General features: G+C 45.9%; 1 protein-coding gene. It reads left to right on the top strand.

What is annotated here, in order from left to right:
* A partial coding sequence (locus A3750_RS22500; protein ID WP_156498848.1) for a bifunctional diguanylate cyclase/phosphodiesterase occupies window positions 1–980 on the top strand: 980 nt, incomplete at both ends.

Raw genomic sequence — 980 nt, 5'->3', positions numbered from 1 at the left:
ATCCCACGACACAATTGCGGGTAGTTTCGAAGAGCCTTTTTATATTCAGGGCTCGGCGCACTCTCTTAGTGCAACGCAGGGACAGGTTAGGCTGGATGCTCAAAAAGCGGCAACCGAAGTATTGGCTCAGGCGAATACGGCGCTTAAACGCGCGAAGCAGACGTTGAGAGGCAGCTATCAATCTTTTCAGCAAGACATGCTTAAAGAAACCGAAAGTCACGTCAACTTGCTGCAAAACCTAAGAAAGGCGTTTGATCAGGAGCATCTGTTCATGGTCTATCAGCCGAAAATTGATTTATCGACAGGTGAACTCCGCGGTTTTGAGGCCTTAATGCGATGGAAAAACGCGCTAGGTGAATTTGTACCACCCATCGAGTTTATTCCGATTGCCGAGGTGTCTGGGCTCATTGTTCCCCTGGGAGAGTGGGCTTTGCGTCGCTCTTTGGTTCAAATTAAACAGATAAGAGAGATCTCTGGCCTAGATCTGACCGTTGCGGTTAACGTCTCCGTGGTTCAGTTTGCGCAACCCAAATTTATCAGCATGCTCAAAAACGCGATCGAATATGCTGGCGTAGACCCTAGCTGGCTCGAGTTGGAAGTCACGGAATCGTTTGCAATGCATGACTTTAATGCAGTTAAAGCGTTAATAGACAGCATCGCTTCTCTCGGTATCAAAGTGAGCATTGATGATTTTGGAACAGGGTTTTCGTCCTTGTCATACTTAGAAAAGTTGAATGTTCAAAGTTTGAAAATAGATAAGAGTTTCATTGACCGTATTACGGAGTCTGATTGTGACACGCGCATCCCGGAAACCATCATCCGGCTGGGTAATTCCCTAGGTCTGGATATTGTTGCTGAGGGCGTTGAAACGCTGTTTCAGGTTGAGTGGTTGAAGCGCAATCAATGTGATTTTGCACAAGGCTATTTTTTTGCAAAACCGCTTTTTTCTGATCAGATCCAACCTTGGATCGAACAATATT

It is taken from the genome of Oleiphilus sp. HI0079, from assembly GCF_001635105.1.
This window is presented reverse-complemented; position numbering and strand designations above follow the sequence as displayed.